This is a genomic window from Micromonospora haikouensis (assembly GCF_000876225.1).
Taxonomy (GTDB): domain Bacteria; phylum Actinomycetota; class Actinomycetes; order Mycobacteriales; family Micromonosporaceae; genus Micromonospora; species Micromonospora haikouensis.
The window spans coordinates 253,485-270,182 of sequence record NZ_JXSX01000003.1 but is presented as its reverse complement, the minus strand read 5'-3'; the positions used below and the strand labels follow the sequence as shown (position 1 = coordinate 270,182).

Below are 16,698 nucleotides of genomic sequence, written 5' to 3'. Positions count from 1 at the left end.
GAATTTACCGTGCCAGCAGCGTACGGGCACCCTGGGTGATGGCATCCTCGGTGACCAGCACCTCACGCGCCGCCGGACCTAATGGTACAAACGAGTCAACTGAGGCCACCCGGCGCGCCGCACCGACGTACCCGCCGTCGACCAGCGCCGCGAGCACCCCCTCGCCGACCCCGCCGGAGCGGCGGGTCTCGTCCACGACCAGCACCCGGCCGGTCACCGACGCCTCCCGGACGATGTCCGCGACCGGCAGCGGGGCGATCCAGCGCAGGTCGACGACGCGGCTGCCGATCCCCTCGTCGGCGAGGGTGGCGGCGGCGCGCAGCGACATCGGCACCCCGTTACCGAAAGTGACGATCGTGACGTCCTCGGCGGAGCCGACGCCGTACACCCGGGCCCGGCCGACCGGCGCGTGGCCGGCGGCCCACGCGCCGGGCCCGGCGTAGTCGGCCAGCCATTCGCCGTCGCCCTCCGTGTAGAGGTCGCGGGTGTGGTAGAGCGCGATCGGCTCCACCAGCACGCAGACGCTGCCGTCGACGGCCGCGCTCGCCAGGCAGGTACGCACCATCGCGGCGGCGTCGTCCGGCCGCGCCGGCACCGCGATCACCAGCCCGGGCACGTCCCGCAGCACGGCCAGGGAGTTGTCGTTGTGGAAGTGCCCGCCGAAGCCCTCCTGGTACGCCAGCCCCGGCACCCGCACCACCATCGGGTTGCGGAACGCCCCCGAGGAGAAGAACCGCATCGTCGCCGCCTCGCCGCGCAGCTGGTCCTCGGCGTTGTGCAGGTACGCCAGGTACTGGATCTCCGGCACCGGCAGCAGCCCGGCCAGCCCGGCGCCCAGCCCGAGCCCGAGGATCGACGTCTCGTCGAGCAGCGTGTCGAAGACCCGGGCCGCGCCGTACCGGTCGCGCAGCCCCTTCGTCACCCCGTACACCCCGCCCCTGGCGGCGACGTCCTCGCCGAAGACGACCATCCCGGGGTGGTCGAGCATGCCGTCGGCGAGGGCGGCGTTGATGCTCTGCGCCAGGGTGAGCGGGCCGGCCGCCTCGGGCAGCCGGCCGCCGAACACGTCCGCGCGGGCCGCCGCGCCGGGCCCGCCGGCCCGGGTCGCCGCGTCCGCGACGGCGCGGGCCACCCGGGCCGGGCGGCGGGGCGCGGTCTCGGCGACCACCTCGGCCGCGGAGGCGAGTTTCGGTTCGCCGAGCACCTCCTCGGCGATGCGGCGTACCTGCCAGCCGCGCTCGTCGTAGCGGGCCAGCAGCTCGTCGGTCGTGGCGACGCCCGCCGCCACGAGCAGCCGGGCGGTGGCCAGCAGCGGGTCCCGGTCCAGGTCCGCGGCGATCTCGCCGGAGCTGCGGTACGCGGCCTCGGCGTCCGCGCCGGCGTGCCCCATCAGCCGTACGGTGCTCAGGTGCAGCACGGCCGGCCGCCGGTGCCGGCGCACCCAGCCGGCCGCCTCAACGGCCGCCTCGTACGCCTGCACGGGGTCGGTGCCGTCGGCGGAGAAGTAGCGGATGCCCGGCTTGGACCGCAGGGTCGCCTCCACCCAGCCCTTCGGGGACCGGACGCTGATGCCGAGCCCGTTGTCCTCACAGACGAAGAGCACCGGGATGCGCAGGCCGGTGTGGTCGTACCAGCCGGCGGTGTTGAACGCGGCGGTGGCGCTGGCGTGGTTGACCGAGGCGTCGCCGAACGAGCAGACCACGATGGCGTCCGGCGGCCACGGCGAGCGGGGCGGCTGCCCGACGTCGCCGAGCGGGTCCGCACCGGCCCGCCGCCCGGCCGGGTCGCGGCGACGCAGCCGTTCCAGGGCCAGCCCCGCGCCGACCGCCCTGGGCAGGTGCGAGGCGATGGTGGAGGTGGTCGGGACGATCGCGAGGTCGGCCCGGCCGAAGACCTTGTGCCGGCCCCCGGCGATCGGCTCCCGGGCCGAGGCGACCATCCCGCGCAGCACGTCCCGGGCGGCACCGGCGTACGCGTCCTCCCGCCCGGCCGCACCGTCGCGGCCCGCCGCCGGCCCGCCGGCCGCACCGACCGCGGCCTCGACCCCCGTCCCCGCCGCCGCCCCGGCCCCGACCTCGGCCCCGGTCTCGGGCGGCGGTTCCTCCGCGTCGGACGGCGTGGGTGCCGCCTCGGGCCGCGCGGGTTCCGCCTCGGCCGGCGTGGCCTGCGCCCCGGGCGTCGGCGCGTCGGTCTCCCCCTCCGGCCCGGGGAAGGCGACCTCCCCGGCGGCCTGGGCGGCGCGGAGGCAGTAGAACGCGCCCGAACGGTAGTGCAGCAGGGCCGGGTCCCCGGGACGCAGCGCGGCGGCGACCGCGGCGTTGCCCTCGTGGCCGGCGGAACCGATGGTGTAGAAGCCCTCGCCGAAGCTGCGCAGCCACCGCCCGGCGAGGTCAAGCTGCCGGCTGGTGACCTGGGCGTCGAAGAGGTCCAGCAGTTGCGCCCCGGTCAGCGGCGCGCCGTCGTGGACCCGCTCGGCCGGGTCACGTCGCCGGGGCGCGGCGGCGAGCCCGGCGAGGGCCTCCCGGAACCGGTCGTCGAGATCTTGCGGGGTGGTCACGTCCGACAGCATTACCGACGCGGCGGCCGGTCGCCCACTCAGACACGTCCGTCCGGGGCGGGTCACCGTCGCCGCCGGGCCCGGCGGCGCGTCACCGCGAGGCGCGCTCCCCTGGGCAGTCGCCGTCGGCGACCTTCCACATCAGCTCGTGCAGGGTGGCCAGCTCGGCGTCGGTGAGCCCGGCGAGGAGTCGGGAGTCCGACATCACCCGCTCGACGCGGTCGCGCATCCGCCGGCCCGCCTCGGTGACCACGAGGGTCTTCTGCCGCCGGTCGGTCGGGTCGGCCCGGCGCTCCACGAGGCCCGCCTGCTCCAGCTTGTCGACCAGGGTGGTGACGTTGGAACGGTCGCAGCGCAACTGGTCGGCCAGGGTGCGGGCCGGCAGCGGGCGGTCCGGGTCCAGCACGTGCAGCGCCCGGGCGACGGCCGGGGTCAGGCCCAGCCCGGCCACCCCGGCCTCCTGCCGGTGCCGGATGGCCGAGGCCACGTGCATGATCCGGCGTACGGCGGCACCGGCCAGGTCGGCGCGGCCACCCGCGGAAGGCCCCGCCTCGGTGGGGATGCGCTGCGCCATGCCGCAATCGTACGCCCAGCGCAACTGTTGAACACCTCCATCAGTTTGGCCGCCCGACCGACCACCCGCCTAGCCGCCCGGCCGCCCGGCCGCCCGGCGGGTGTTTGCAGGGGTCCCTTGTTCGACAAAAGGCGATGGCAAGGGGCCCTTCCTTTCACCTGACGGCCATCGGCGGGCGCAACGCTCCCCGGAGTCGAACAACACGGACTCTGGGGAGGAAACCGTGACACTGTCCCGACGTACGATCCTGCTCTCCGGCGCGGCGGTCGGCGCGGCCGGCGCGGTGGCCGGGCTGCCCGTGGCGGCCGGCGCGGCGGCGGCCCGCCCGCTGCGGCAGGACCCGTTCACCCTCGGGGTGGCCTCCGGCGACCCGGACCACGAGGGTTTCGTGCTGTGGACGCGGCTGGCCCCGCAGCCCCTCGCGGAGGACGGCCTGGGCGGCATGCCGGCGCGGCCGGTGGCGGTGACCTGGGAGGTCGCCGCCGACGAGGGGCTGCGGCACGTGGTGCGGCGCGGGGTGGCGCAGGCCCGACCCGAGGCGGCGCACAGCGTGCACGTGGAGCTGGGCGGGCTGCTGCCGGGCCGGGAGTACTTCTACCGGTTCCGGGCCGAGGGGTACGCGTCCCCGGTCGGGCGCACCCGCACCGCGCCGGCGCCGGGAACCCTGCCGTCGGCCCTGGCCATGGGCTTCGTCTCCTGCTCGCAGTACGAGCACGGGTACTTCACCGCGTACCGGCGGCTGGCCGAGACCGAGCCGGAGCTGATTTTGCACCTGGGCGACTACCAGTACGAGTACGAGAAGGGCACGTACACGGTGCCGGGCGGGAACCCGCGCGACCACGAGGGCCCGGAGACCCGGACGCTGGCGAACTACCGGCAGCGGCACGCCCAGTACAAGACCGACGCGGATCTCCAGGCGGCGCACGCGGTGGCCCCCTGGGTGGTGGTCTTCGACGACCACGAGGTGGAGAACAACTGGGCCGACGAGGTGCCGGAGGCCCCGGACCCGGACTTCCTCGCCCGGCGGGCGGCGGCGTTCCAGGCGTACTACGAGAACATGCCGCTGCGGCGCACCTCGCTGCCGCGCGGCATCGACATGCAGTTGTACCGGCGGGTGCGCTGGGGCCGACTGGCCACGTTCCACATGCTCGACACCCGGCAGTACCGCGACGACCAGGCGTGCGGCGACGGATACAAGGAGTGCGCCGCGGCGGCCGACCCCGCCCGGTCGATCACGGGGGCGGAGCAGGAGGCGTGGCTGCTCGACGGGTTCCGCCGCTCCGACGCGCGCTGGGACATTCTGGGCCAGCAGGTCTTCTTCGCGCAGCGGGACAACAACTCGGGGCCGCTCACGGTCACCAGCATGGACGCCTGGGACGGGTACGTGGCCTCCCGCGACCGGATCACCCGGGGCTGGCTGGCCGCCGGGGTGCGCAACCCGGTGGTGCTCACCGGCGACGTGCACGCCCACTGGGCCAGCGACCTGAAGCTCGACTACGCCGACCCCACGTCGCGCACGGTCGGCAGCGAGCTGGTCTGCTCCTCGGTCACGTCGACCGGCGACGGCGCGGACTCGCCGACGGGCTCCCACCCGTGGTTCGCGTTCAACCCGCACCTGCGCTTCCAGAACAACCTCCGGGGGTACGTCCGCACGACGATCACCCCGGCGCAGCTGGCGGCCGACTTCGACGTGCTGCCGTACGTGAGCCGGCCGGACGCCCCGGCGTACACCCGGGCGACGTTCGTGATCGAGGACCGGGTGCCGGGCCTGCACCAGACGTACGACCGGCCGCCGGCACCGGCCGCGCGCACCGCCCCGGGGGCCGGGGCGGACCTGGGCCGGCAGACGGTGGAGGCGGAGACCCTGCGGCCCTGACCGGGGCGGCCGACGCGGGCCGGCGGGCGGTCAGCGGCCGGCGGGCGGTCAGCGGCCGGCGGGCGGTCAGCCGGGCAGGAACGAGAAGCGGACCTTGCGGGTGGGGTTGTCGCCGTTGGTGTCGACCAGGCAGATGGACTGCCAGGTGCCGAGCGCGAGCCGCCCGTCGATCACCGGCAGGGTCGCGTACGGGGGGACGAGGCCGGGCAGCACGTGGTCGCGCCCGTGGCCGGGCGAGCCGTGCCGGTGCCGCCAGCGGTCGTCGGTGGGCAGCAGGTCGTCCAGCGCCCGGAGCAGGTCGTCGTCGGAGCCGGCACCGGTCTCGATGACGGCGAGGCCGGCGGTGGCGTGCGGCACGAAGACGTGCAGCAGGCCGTCGCCGGCGCCGGAGACGAACCGTTCCGCCTCGGCGGTGATGTCCCGGACGGTCAGCCGGGACCCGGGTCGCGGCCGGGCTTCCGTCAGCCGGGGCCCGGGTCGCCGGACCAGCCGGTGCCGGCGTCGCCGGCGTGGAAGTCGGCACCGGGCTGGCCCGCGCCCGCGCCGTACGCGCCGGAGCCGTACGAGGCGGCGGGGTCGCCGGTGGTGGTGGCGTAGCCGTAGCGGGCGCTCCGGCCGCCGGTGCGGTTGAGCAGCACCAGGCCCGCGGCGAGCAGGGCCAGGCCGAGCAGCCCCACGGGGGCGGTGTCGAGTCGGCCGCCGGCGAGGCCGAGCACCGACAGCAGCAGGGTGAGCGCTCCGGCCAGCACGAGTGCGCTCGCCACGGCTCGCAGCATCGTCATGGGTCGACGGTAGGAGACGGCCGCAAGCAGCCATAAGTTACCGGCGGGTACCTGTGTTGAGCGTCGCGTCTGGGGGAGGCAGACGTGACGAAAACCGTCGGTAGAAGGCAGGATGAACGTCTAGAGACCTATCCCACACACAACCGAGGGAACGCCTGTGGCCACGGAACGCAAGCGCCCGGTGATCACCGCCGGTCTGCCGAGCCAGCTTCCGGACATCGACCCCGAAGAGACCGGCGAATGGGTCGAGTCGCTGGACGGTGTCATCGACGAGCGCGGAACCAAACGCGCCCGGTACGTGATGCTGCGCCTGCTGGAGCGCGCGCGGGAGCGCCAGGTCGGGGTGCCGTCGCTGACCACCACCGACTACATCAACACCATCCCGCCGGAGCGCGAGCCGTGGTTCCCGGGTGACGAGCACATCGAGCGGCGGATCCGGGCGTACATCCGGTGGAACGCGGCGATGCTGGTGCACCGCGCGCAGCGCCCCGAGATCGGCGTCGGCGGGCACATCTCGACGTTCGCCAGCTCCGCGTCGCTCTACGAGGTGGGCTTCAACCACTTCTTCCGGGGCAAGGACCACCCGGGCGGCGGCGACCACATCTTCTACCAGGGTCACGCCTCGCCGGGCATGTACGCGCGGGCGTTCCTGGAGGGGCGGCTGAGCGAGAACCAGCTCGACGGGTTCCGCCAGGAGCTGTCCCACCCGGGCGGCGGGCTGCCGTCGTACCCGCACCCGCGGCTGATGCCGGACTTCTGGGAGTTCCCGACCGTCTCGATGGGCCTCGGCCCGCTGAACGCGATCTACCAGGCCCGGTTCAACCGGTACCTGCACCACCGGGGCATCAAGGACACCTCGCAGCAGCACGTGTGGGCGTTCCTCGGCGACGGCGAGATGGACGAGGTCGAGTCGCTCGGCGCGATCGGCGTGGCCGCCCGCGAGGAGCTGGACAACCTCACCTTCGTGATCAACTGCAACCTGCAGCGGCTCGACGGGCCGGTCCGGGGCAACGGCAAGATCATGCAGGAGCTGGAGGCGTTCTTCCGGGGCGCCGGCTGGAACGTCATCAAGGTGGTCTGGGGCCGCGAGTGGGACCCGCTGCTCGCCGCCGACACCGACGGCGCGCTGGTCAACCTGATGAACAGCACGCCCGACGGTGACTACCAGACCTACAAGGCGGAGTCCGGGGCGTACGTGCGGGAGCACTTCTTCGGCCGCGACGCGCGCACCCGCAAGATGGTCGAGGGGCTCACCGACGACGAGATCTGGAACCTCAAGCGGGGCGGGCACGACTACCGCAAGCTCTACGCGGCCTACAAGGCGGCGATGGAGCACACCGGCCAGCCGACGGTCATCCTGGCCAAGACGATCAAGGGCTGGACGCTCGGCTCGCACTTCGAGGGCCGCAACGCCACGCACCAGATGAAGAAGCTGACGCTGGACGACCTGAAGCTCTTCCGCGACCGGCTCTACCTGGACATCTCGGACAAGACGCTGGAGGAGAACCCCTACCTCCCGCCGTACTTCACCCCGGGCGAGAAGTCCGAGGAGATCGCCTACCTGCGGGAGCGCCGGGAGCAGCTCGGCGGCTACCTCCCGTCGCGGCGGACCGCCGGCCGGACGCTGGCGATCCCGGGCAGCGAGCGGTTCTCCGACGTCAAGCGGGGCTCGGGCAAGCAGAAGGTGGCCACCACGATGGCCTTCGTCCGCCTGCTCAAGGACATCATGAAGGACAAGGAGTTCGGCAAGCGCTGGGTGCCGATCATCCCGGACGAGGCCCGCACCTTCGGCATGGACTCGCTGTTCCCGACGCAGAAGATCTACTCGCCGCACGGCCAGCGCTACACCTCGGTCGACCGGGAGCTGTTCCTGTCGTACAAGGAGTCGACGACCGGGCAGATCCTGCACGAGGGGATCAACGAGGCGGGCTCGGTGGCCTCGTTCACCGCCGCCGGCACCGCGTACGCCACGCACGGCGAGCCGATGATCCCGCTGTACATCTTCTACTCGATGTTCGGCTTCCAGCGCACCGGCGACGGGTTCTGGGCGGCGGCCGACCAGATGGCGCGGGGCTTCGTGCTCGGCGCGACCGCCGGCCGCACCACGCTCAACGGCGAGGGCCTCCAGCACGAGGACGGCCACTCGCTGCTGCTCGCCGCCACCAACCCGGCGGTGGTGGCCTACGACGCGGCGTTCGCGTTCGAGCTGGCGCACATCATGGAGAACGGCCTGCACCGGATGTACGGCGAGCAGCCGGAGAACATCTTCTACTACCTGACCGTCTACAACGAGCCGATCCACCAGCCGGCCGAGCCGGCCGACGTGGACGTCGAGGGGCTGCTCAAGGGCATCTACCGCTACTCCCCCGCCCCGAAGGTCGACGGCGACGGGCCGAGGGCCAACATCCTGGCCTCCGGCACGGGCATGCAGTGGGCGCTCAAGGCGCAGCAGCTGCTCGCCCAGGACTGGGGGGTGGCCGCCGACGTGTGGTCGGTGACCTCCTGGACGGAGCTGCGCCGCGACGCGGTGGAGTGCGAGGAGCACAACCTGCTCCACCCGGGCGCGGAGCAGCGGGTGCCGTACATCCAGCAGAAGCTGGCCGACGCCGACGGGCCGAAGGTCGCGGTCAGCGACTGGATGCGCGCCGTACCGGACCTGATCGCCCGCTGGGTACCGGGCGACTACACCTCGCTCGGCACCGACGGGTTCGGCATGTCCGACACCCGGCACGCGCTGCGCCGGCACTTCCACGTCGACGCCGAGTCGGTGACGGTCGCGACGCTGCGGCAGCTCGCCCTGCGCGGCGCGGTGCCGGCGCAGGTGCCGGCCGAGGCGGCGAAGAAGTACGCCATCGACGACGTCAACGCGGCCCCGGTCGGCGAGACGGGCGGCGACAGCTAGCCACAGGCACGACGGAGGGGCCCGGCGCGCAACCGCGCCGGGCCCCTCGCCACACCAACCCCCACCCCACCCCACCGCCCTCGCCCCGCCCTCGCCCCGCCCTCGCCTCGGTGATCAAGAGGTTTGCGTCACCGGGAAGATCAACTTTGACACTTTTCTCTTGATCACCGGGGCGGGGGCGGGGGGCGGGGGGCGGGACGGAGCGGGGTGGGGAGAGGGTGGGTGGGCAGTGTGACGGCGGTGGTCCGGGGCGTTCCTGGTGGGGACGCGCCGGGCCACCGCCGTCGCGGATGGCGCTGTGAGACGTGCCCCGCTCAGCCGACGGCGGCCAGGTCGGTCAGCCGGGCCAGCGAGTCCTCCAGGTCGGCGCCGACCCGCCGCAGCCCGAGCCGGAGGAGGGCGGCCTTGACCGGGCCGGCGGGCCAGCGTACGACGATGAGCCGCACGATGGTCCCGCCCTCCTCCTCGTCTGCGGTGAGCTGGACGTAGATCTCGGTGCGGGCCTCGGCCCGGGCACCGGCGCCCTTGGCGCGCTCCCGCCAGCCGATCAGGGTCGGCTCCTGGAAGGCGATCACCTCGGCCTCGTGCGCCGACCCGCGCCCGGCCTGGACCAGTTGTCGCCGGCCGAAGCCCTCCCCCGAGAGGACCTCCGCCGCGCGAACTCCCGCCAGCCAGGCCGGCAACTGCTCGGCCCGCTGCACGACTTCCCAGACCGCTTCCACCGGCGCCATCACGTGCGCACTGCGTTCCACGAGGATCATTCTGTTCTTTCCCCCACTGAGGACATCCGCGATATTCGGCACTCTATGCGCTAAATCGGACGCAAACGGACAACTTTGGAAAAGACACGCCGAAAACCCTTGCGCCCCGATCGCCGGCGGCCTATGGCGCAAACTCCCGCCGCGGCCTAGAGTCCGAACACGTTTCACGTTCGCCGGCTGCCCGGCCGGCATCGTGGGACGTCGCGCGTCCCGCGCCCGCGGACGCGCCGGCCCCTGCCGCCTGGAGAGCGCATGACCACCGAGCCGCTGCCCGAGTTCCCGGCCGGATTCCGCTGGGGAGTCTCCACCTCCGCGTACCAGATCGAGGGCGGGGCGACCGCCGCCGGCCGGGGGCCCTCCATCTGGGACACGTTCGCGCACACCCCCGGGCTGATCGCCGACGGCAGCACCGGCGACGTCGCCTGCGACCACTGGCACCGGCACGCCGAGGACGTCGCGCTGATGGCCGGGCTCGGGGTGTCGGCGTACCGGTTCTCGGTGGCCTGGCCCCGGGTCCAGCCGGGCGGCGCCGGTCCCGCCAACGCCGCCGGCCTCGACTTCTACGACCGGCTCGTCGACGACCTGGCCGCCGCCGGGATCGACCCGGTCGCCACGCTCTACCACTGGGACCTGCCGCAGCCCCTCCAGGACGCCGGCGGCTGGCTGCACCGCGACACCGCCGCCCGGTTCGCCGAGTACGCCGACCTGGTCGCCGCCCGGCTCGGCGACCGGGTGAAGCTGTGGATCACCCTCAACGAGCCGTTCATCCACATGAGCCTCGGCTACGGCACCGGCGAGCACGCCCCCGGCCAGACGCTGCTGTTCGACGCGTTCCCGGCGGCCCACCACCAGCTCCTCGGGCACGGGCTGGCCGTCGCCGCGCTGCACGCCCGCACCGGCAGCCCGGTCGCCATCGCCAACAACTACTCGCCCGTGCGCCCGGCCGGCGACACCGACGCCGACCGGGCCGCCGCCGCGGCGTACGACGCGCTGCACAACCGGCTGTTCACCGACCCGCTGCTCGGCCTCGGCTACCCCGACCTGCTCGACCTCGACCCGGGGCTCGTGCGCGGCGACGACCTGGCCGTGATCGCCGCGCCGCTCGACGTGCTCGGCGTCAACTACTACAACCCCTCGGGGGTACGCGCGCCCGAGCCCGGCTCGCCGCTGCCGTTCGAGCTGGTGGAACTCGCCGGGTACCCGCGCACGGCGTTCGGCTGGCCGGTGGCCCCCGACGGGCTGCGCGAGCTGCTCACCGGCCTGCGCGACCGCTACGGCGACCGGCTGCCCCCGGTCCAGGTCACCGAGAACGGCTGCGCCTACGACGACGTACCCGATGCCGAGGGCCGGGTCCACGACCCGGACCGGATCGCCTACCTCGACGCCCACCTGCGCGCCCTGCGGGCCGCGATCGACGACGGCGTGGACGTCACGGGCTACTTCGTCTGGTCGCTGCTGGACAACTGGGAGTGGGCGGAGGGCTTCACCAAGCGCTTCGGCCTCGTGCACGTCGACTTCGGCACCGGGGCGCGCACGCCCAAGTCGTCGTACGCCTGGCTGCGCGACGCCGTGACGCGGCCCGGCACGGCCGCAGCCGCGCCCGCCTCCCGCCGCGCCACATCCGACGCGGAGTAGCGCCGTGACCACCGTCGACCCGACACCGGCGTCGCTGCCCGCCGCGCTCGCCGAGCCGACCGTCCCGGTGCGGCGGAGCTGGATCGCGCTGATCTTCGCGGCGAACCTCGGGGTGTGGATGGCCTTCTTCACCCCGATCCAGGTGCTGCTGCCCCAGCAGATCGAGCGGATCGCCCCGGGCGACAAGGAGGCCATGTTCGCCGTGGTCACCGGCCTCGGCGCGCTCGCCGCGGTGCTGGCCAACCCGCTCGCCGGGGCGCTGTCGGACCGCACCTGCCTGCGGGTGGGCGGCCGGGAGCTGGGCCGCCGGCACGTCTGGACGGCCGGCGGCGCGGTGCTCGGCGCGCTCGCCCTGGTGCTGCTGGCCCGGCAGGACACCATCGCCGGGGTCGCGGTCGGCTGGGTGGCCGCCCAGGTCTGCTTCAACGCGATGCTGGCCAGCCTCACCGCCGGCATCCCCGACCGGGTGCCGGTGCTGCAGCGCGGCGGCGTCTCCGGCTGGGTGGGCATCCCGCAGTCGCTGGGCCTGGTGCTCGGCGCGGTGCTGGTGACGGCGGTGGTGACCGGCAACGCCGCCGGGTACGCCACGATCGCGCTGGCCGTGCTGCTGCTGTCGCTGCCGTTCGCGCTGCTCACCGCCGACGACCCGCTGCCCCGGGCGCACCGGCCGCCGCTGCGGGTGGGCGCGCTGCTCGCCTCGATGTGGATCAGCCCGCGCCGGCACCCGGACTTCGCCTGGGCCTGGCTCACCCGGTTCCTGGTGCAGCTCGGCAACGCGCTGGGCACGCTGTACCTGCTGTACTTCCTCGCCGACGGGGTGCGCTATCCCGACCCCGAGGGCGGGCTGCTGGTGCTGATCCTGCTCTACACGCTCGGGATGATCCTCACCGCCGTGGTCTCCGGCCGGCTCTCCGACCGCTCGGGCCGGCGCAAGGTCTTCGTGATCACCTCCGGGCTGGTGATGGCCGTGGCCGCGCTGCTGCTGGCCGTCGCGCCGGTCTGGCCGATGGCGATGGTCGCGGCGGTGCTGCTCGGCGCGGGCTACGGCGTCTACCTGTCGGTGGACGCGGCGCTGATCACCGAGGTGCTGCCGGCGGCCACCGACCGGGCCAAGGACCTCGGGGTGATCAACATCGCGAACTCCGCGCCGCAGGTGCTCGGCCCGGCGCTGTCCGCCCCGATCGTGGTGCACCTGGGCGGCTACCCCACCCTGTACGCGGCCACTGCGGCGGTCACCCTGCTCGGCAGCGCGCTCGTCGTCAAGATCCGTGGCGTGGCGTGACGGTGGAGATCGAGGGGCCCCTCCGTTAACCGCTGGCCGGCGGCCGTAGGCTGGGAGACGTGACGGTACGTGTACGCTTCGCCCCCTCCCCGACCGGAATGTTCCACGTCGGCGGCGCCCGCTCGGCCCTGCAGAACTGGATCTTCGCCAGGCAGCAGGGCGGGGTGTTCGTCCTCCGCGTCGAGGACACCGACGCGGCCCGCAACAGGCCCGAGTGGACCGAGGGCATCCTGTCGGCGCTGGACTGGATCGGCATCGCCCGGGGCAGCTACGAGGGCCCCTACTTCCAGTCGTCGTACGCCGCCGAGCACCGGGCCGCCGCGCAGCGGCTGCACGAGGGCGGCCGGGCGTACTACTGCGACTGCACCCGCGAGGCCGTGCAGGCGCGCACCGGCTCGCAGTACTCCGGCTACGACGGCTTCTGCCGCGACCGGGGCCTGCCGGCCGGCGAGGGGCGCGCGCTGCGGTTCCGCACCCCGGACACGGGCGAGACCGTGGTGGTCGACCTGATCCGGGGCGAGCCGACGTTCGAGAACCGGCTGATCGAGGACTTCGTCATCGCCCGGGGCGACGGCTCCCCGGTGTTCCTGCTGGCCAACGTGGTCGACGACATGACCATGGGGATCACCCACGTGATCCGGGCCGAGGAGCACCTGCCCAACACGCCGAAGCAGCAGCTGCTGTGGGACGCGCTGGGCGTCAAGCCGCCGGTCTGGGCGCACGTGCCCGTGGTGGTCAACGAGAAGCGGCAGAAGCTGTCCAAGCGGCGCGACAAGGTCGCCCTGGAGGCGTACCGGGACGAGGGCTACCTCGCCGACGCGATGCGCAACTACCTGATGCTGCTGGGCTGGGCCCCGTCGGGCGACCGGGAGATCGTGCCCTGGTCGGTGATCGAGGACGAGTTCCGGCTGGAGGAGGTCAACCCCTCCCCCGCGTTCTTCGACGAGAAGAAGCTGCGCGCGTTCAACGGCGACTACATCCGGGCGCTGCCGGTCGACGAGTTCGTGGCCGCGTGCCGGCCGTGGCTGACCGGCACCGACACGATCGCCCCGCCGCCGTGGCAGCCGGAGGAGTTCGACGAGGCCGCGTTCGCCGCCGTGGCCCCGCTGGCCCAGACCCGCATCGCGGTGCTCAGCGAGATCGTGCCCAACGTCGACTTCCTCTTCCTGGCCTCGCCGAGCATCGAGGAGGCCGCGTGGGCGAAGGCGATGAAGGAGGGCGCGGCCGAGCTGCTCGACGCGACGGTCGCCGCGTACGAGGGGCTCGCGTCGTGGGACGCCGAGTCGCTGAAGGCGACGCTGGAGGCGGTCGGCGCGGAGCGCGGCCTCAAGCTCGGCAAGGCCCAGGCGCCCGTCCGGGTGGCGGTCACCGGCCGCACCGTCGGGCTGCCGCTGTTCGAGTCGCTGGAGGTGCTGGGCCGCGAGCGCACCCTCGCCCGGTTGCGCGCCGCCCGCCTGCGCCTGCCCTGATCGGGTACGCGACGCCTGCCTGATCGGGTACGCGAACGTAGGGGCCCGCCGGTGGACCGGCGGGCCCCTACGCGTCCTGCCTGGGGTCGGTCAGGTGCCGGCGCGGCGGCGGCGCACGGCGAACCCGCCGGCAGCGGCGGCCACCAGCAGCACGCCGCCACCCAGCGCCCAGAGCCAGCCGGGCGGGCCCCCGTCGGTCGACTCGCTGGCGGCCGGCACGGCGCTGCCGGCACCCTCCGGGGTCGCGGCGGCCGACGACGGCGCGGCGGCGGACGGGGCATCCGACGGCGGGACGGGCTCCGGCGCGGCGGCCGACGGCGACGGGGACTCGGCCGGGGTGCCGGTGGTGAGGGTGAACCGCACCTCGCCCTTGATCGGGTGGCCGTCGGCGGATCCGAGCTGGTAGCCGACGATGTATAGGCCGGCCTTGCCGGGCGCGAACGGGATCCGCACCCGCGTTCCGGAGAAGGTCGGCTCCCCGTCGAGGGCGGCCACATTGTCCGGCCCGGTGACTGTGATCTTCGTCGTACCCGGGTTCGGTTTCGCCAGGAACCGGAGCTCGATCAGCTCCGGCGCGGTGGCGATCCGCGCGCCGTTGGCCGGGTTGCTGCCGCTCAGTGAGTTGTGCGCGGCGGCCGGCGCGGCCGGGAGCACGAGCGACACACCGAGCGCCACGCCGAGCACGGCCAACCAGGTACGCGCCACGCGTGGGAACCTGCCCCCCATGTACACCTCCGTAAAGGTACTATCCGCCCGCTGATCTACGGCCGATTGGTTAGTCGAGCTGAGATCGCAGATAGTTCCAATTCCCGATCCAACAGCTGCAACCGATCGACGTTCTGCGCAGTCTTTCAGGTGGGCGCCCCGCCCTGTGGGCATGGTCACCGCCAGCGACCGACCAACGCGTGACCTGCAGCGAAGCCATCCAAATCGAACGGGGCGAGGAGGCGGCGATGGTCCGACAGGTGAGGCGGCTGAGCCGGGCGGCAGCGGGAGCGCTGCTGGCGACGGCGCTGGCGACGGCGCTGGCGGGGCCGGTCCGGGCGGCCGGCACGGCCACGGGTCCGGCGACGACGGGTCCGGCGACGACGGGCGCGGCGCTGGCCGACGCGGCCGCCGCCGCCAGCGCGGCGCTGGCCCGCAAGGTGCCGAAGAAGACCCTCCCGGCCGGGGTGGACATCACCGGCGAGGGGCTGGCCGAGCCGCTGCGGCTGCGGGCCACCGCCCACCCCGTCGAGGTGGTCGCGGTCGTCGACCAGGTGAGCTGGCTGGGCCCCACCGGGGCGGCCAGCGGGCCGAAGCCTGCCGACCTGGGTCCGAAGTACACGGTGGTGGTGCTGGTCGGGGAGATCGCCACCCAGACGTACGACCTCTACCCGCTGGCCAAGGGCGGCCCCCGGGTCTACCGGCCGGCAAAGCAGCCGGACCCGGCCCGCAAGGAGAAGGCCGGCTGGTTCCTCGGCCGGCTCAGCATGTCCGAGACGCTGCGGACGGTCGGGGTGCCGCTGGAGCGGCAGGTCGACACGGTCAGCGGCGGCGTCGGGGGCGGCGAGCGGGTGCTGCCCGACGATTCGCTGAACCCGGCCGGCGACATCGACGAGGCGCTCGACGAGTTGCAGCGGCTGCTGCTGCTCAACGTCGGGGTGATGCTGGTGATCACCCTCGGGCTGGCCGGGATCGCGCTGCTGATCCGCCGCCGTACCCGCTGACGGGCCCGGCCCCGTGCCGCTCGGCGCGGGGCCCCCGTGCGCTCAGCACCAGCGGCACGGCCTCAAGCACCGGCGGCGCGGCTTCAGCACCAGCGGCGCGGCGGGCGCTCCCGGCGCAGGGCCCGGTGCCGGGGGCGGACCGGGCCGTGCCGGTGCGCGCCGGCCCAGCCGGGCAGGTCGCTGCGGCAGGCAGCGGCCCGGCCGGACTCGTCGTCGGCGGGCGGCTCGGCGGCGCGCTGGCGGGGCACCGGGGCGTCCTCGTCGGCCGGCGCGGCGCCCCGGCCGCAGGTCGGCTCCGCGGCCCGGCCGCAGGTCGGCTCGGCAGGATGGGTCGTCCCGGTGAGCCGGCGGGGATGCTTCGCCGCCGGCTCGTGGTGGCCCGGCCGGCAGGACTCCCCCTGGGCGCAGCCCGGCTCGACCTCCCCGTGCGCCATCGGCGGTCTCCTCACGCTCTTCCTCGCCCGCCGGCCGGCCCCTGGCCCGCGTGCCCTGTCACCGTACTGGGGCGGGCGGACGCGCCGTGCGGCGCGTACCCCACCTCAGCGGCGGGGGCGGCGCGGGAAGATCGTCTCCCAGACCGGGAACGCGACGAGCCAGATCACGAGGGCGACGGTGAGGGTGCGGGCGAAGTCCCACAGGGCCCGGGTGCGTTCGGCGTCACCGACGAAGGCGATCGCCGCCACGAGCAACGCGCAGGCCACGGCCCAGCCGAGCAGGCCCTTGGCCCACTCCCGCCACTCGTGACGGGCGCGGGCCCAGCCGTAGCGTGGCGGCCGGACCGGCGGCGGGCCGCCGGCGAACCGGTGGGCGAAGCGCTGGTCGGCCCAGCGGATCAGCGAGTGGCCGAAGGCCACCGAGAACCCGAGGTAGGCGGCGGCCAGGCCGTGGGTGGCGTCCGCGGTGGCCCCGCGCCGCAGGTCCAGCGCGGCCGCCGCGAGCAGCACCAGGTCGACCAGGGGTACGCAGACCAGCAGTGCTGCGCCGAGGCGGGGGCGGCGCAGCGGGTAGCGGGCCACGAGCCCCGCCACGAGCAGCATCCAGAACCCGATCTCGCATCCGACGATGACCGCGACCAGCACGACGACCTCCCCCTGTCCGTGGGTCCAGCGTGCCGCCCGCCGTGCGCCCCGCCCTCGACCCGGGCGACGAGA

At 74.3% G+C, this 16,698-nt stretch carries 14 protein-coding genes; 6 read left to right on the top strand and 8 right to left on the bottom strand.

The window, feature by feature from the left end; genetic code table 11:
- Positions 1–4: 4 nt before the first annotated feature.
- Together TK50_RS22820 and TK50_RS22815 are read right to left on the bottom strand one after the other, a co-directional pair.
- Positions 5–2,569: a transketolase C-terminal domain-containing protein gene (locus TK50_RS22820; protein WP_043966982.1), complete on the bottom strand. Its 2,565-nt coding sequence runs from the start codon at positions 2,567–2,569 to the stop codon at positions 5–7.
- 79 nt (positions 2,570–2,648) lie between these two features.
- Positions 2,649–3,131, bottom strand: coding sequence for a MarR family winged helix-turn-helix transcriptional regulator (locus tag TK50_RS22815; RefSeq protein WP_043966981.1), 483 nt, complete (start codon positions 3,129–3,131; stop codon positions 2,649–2,651).
- A 223-nt stretch (positions 3,132–3,354) separates the two neighbouring features.
- Here TK50_RS22815 and TK50_RS22810 point away from each other — a divergent pair, with 223 nt between their 5' ends.
- Positions 3,355–5,007 (top strand): alkaline phosphatase D family protein, encoded by a 1,653-nt coding sequence (locus TK50_RS22810; protein WP_043966980.1) that lies wholly within the window; start codon positions 3,355–3,357, stop codon positions 5,005–5,007.
- A gap of 66 nt (positions 5,008–5,073) precedes the next feature.
- Here TK50_RS22810 and TK50_RS22805 read toward each other — a convergent pair whose 3' ends face one another.
- Entirely contained in the window at positions 5,074–5,472 is a 399-nt protein-coding gene (locus tag TK50_RS22805; RefSeq protein ID WP_043969267.1) for a YjbQ family protein, read from the bottom strand.
- Complete coding sequence (locus TK50_RS34530; RefSeq protein WP_199486231.1) at positions 5,469–5,789, bottom strand: hypothetical protein; 321 nt, start codon at positions 5,787–5,789, stop codon at positions 5,469–5,471. The genes TK50_RS22805 and TK50_RS34530 overlap by 4 nt, the downstream gene beginning before the upstream one ends.
- 157 nt (positions 5,790–5,946) lie before the next feature.
- Between TK50_RS34530 and aceE the strand changes: the two genes are divergently transcribed.
- Positions 5,947–8,691, top strand: a complete 2,745-nt coding sequence (gene aceE, locus TK50_RS22800; protein ID WP_043966978.1) for a pyruvate dehydrogenase (acetyl-transferring), homodimeric type — start codon at positions 5,947–5,949, stop codon at positions 8,689–8,691.
- A gap of 314 nt (positions 8,692–9,005) precedes the next feature.
- Here aceE and TK50_RS22795 read toward each other — a convergent pair whose 3' ends face one another.
- Complete coding sequence (locus TK50_RS22795; protein ID WP_043966977.1) at positions 9,006–9,452, bottom strand: SRPBCC family protein; 447 nt, start codon at positions 9,450–9,452, stop codon at positions 9,006–9,008.
- Positions 9,453–9,704: 252 nt separating this feature from the next.
- Here TK50_RS22795 and TK50_RS22790 point away from each other — a divergent pair, with 252 nt between their 5' ends.
- Genes TK50_RS22790 through gltX form a run of 3 tightly spaced genes read left to right on the top strand, consistent with a single transcriptional unit; the run spans position 9,705 to position 13,838 of the window.
- Entirely contained in the window at positions 9,705–11,087 is a 1,383-nt protein-coding gene (locus TK50_RS22790; RefSeq protein WP_043966976.1) for a GH1 family beta-glucosidase, read from the top strand.
- Positions 11,088–11,091: 4 nt separating this feature from the next.
- Positions 11,092–12,369, top strand: a complete 1,278-nt coding sequence (locus tag TK50_RS22785) for an MFS transporter (protein WP_043966975.1) — start codon at positions 11,092–11,094, stop codon at positions 12,367–12,369.
- Positions 12,370–12,428: 59 nt separating this feature from the next.
- Positions 12,429–13,838 carry a glutamate--tRNA ligase gene (gltX, locus tag TK50_RS22780; RefSeq protein ID WP_082106522.1) on the top strand — a complete coding sequence of 470 codons (1,410 nt, stop codon included), beginning with the start codon at positions 12,429–12,431 and terminating at the stop codon, positions 13,836–13,838.
- A gap of 90 nt (positions 13,839–13,928) precedes the next feature.
- Here the strand turns inward: gltX and TK50_RS22775 are convergent, their stop codons facing one another.
- Complete coding sequence (locus tag TK50_RS22775) at positions 13,929–14,543, bottom strand: copper resistance CopC family protein (RefSeq protein ID WP_229405155.1); 615 nt, start codon at positions 14,541–14,543, stop codon at positions 13,929–13,931.
- A 248-nt stretch (positions 14,544–14,791) separates the two neighbouring features.
- On the opposite strand from TK50_RS22775, the gene TK50_RS22770 reads away from it, so the two are divergent.
- A complete protein-coding gene (locus tag TK50_RS22770) occupies positions 14,792–15,547 on the top strand; it encodes a hypothetical protein (protein WP_043966973.1) in 756 nt (251 codons plus the stop codon).
- Positions 15,548–15,630: 83 nt separating this feature from the next.
- Here the strand turns inward: TK50_RS22770 and TK50_RS22765 are convergent, their stop codons facing one another.
- A complete protein-coding gene (locus TK50_RS22765; RefSeq protein ID WP_043966972.1) occupies positions 15,631–15,981 on the bottom strand; it encodes a hypothetical protein in 351 nt (116 codons plus the stop codon).
- Positions 15,982–16,086: 105 nt separating this feature from the next.
- On the bottom strand, positions 16,087–16,626 hold the full coding sequence (locus TK50_RS22760; protein ID WP_043966970.1) for a hypothetical protein: 540 nt from the start codon (positions 16,624–16,626) through the stop codon (positions 16,087–16,089).
- Between the last annotated feature and the right edge of the window lie 72 nt (positions 16,627–16,698).